Below are 377 nucleotides of genomic sequence, written 5' to 3' on the forward strand. Positions count from 1 at the left end.
GACTTCAAGTTCGAATGAAACGATTCGATCACCGCATTATCCCAACAGTTGCCTCTTCGAGACATGCTGCTCGTCAGATGCTTCCTCTTTACGAAATCTTGAAAGGCATATGATGTATAGACACTTCCTTGATCTGAATGGATGATGATCCCTTCGGGATTGTTCCGACTCTCCAACGCCATCCTTAACGTATCGATGACGAGGGGCGTCTGTTGATGATCGTATAGCTTATAGGCAACAATCTCATTGTTGAATAGGTCGATGATCGTGGAGAGGTACTTCGTCGTTCCCCCGTATTGGATGTAGGTGATGTCCGTCACCCACTTCTTATTCGGTCTACTGGCAGTGAAGTCTCGCTTGAGAAGGTCAGGGGCGAT

General features: G+C 47.2%; 1 protein-coding gene. It reads right to left on the bottom strand.

Going from position 1 to position 377, the window contains the following annotated elements; all coding sequences use genetic code 11:
- Positions 1–377 (bottom strand): IS3 family transposase (locus tag KNP71_RS15805; protein ID WP_214831060.1); only part of this gene is annotated, 377 nt, incomplete at both ends.

Origin of the sequence: Exiguobacterium sp. s56 (assembly GCF_018618255.1) — a bacterium.
Classification (GTDB): Bacteria; Bacillota; Bacilli; order Exiguobacteriales; family Exiguobacteriaceae; genus Exiguobacterium; species Exiguobacterium chiriqhucha.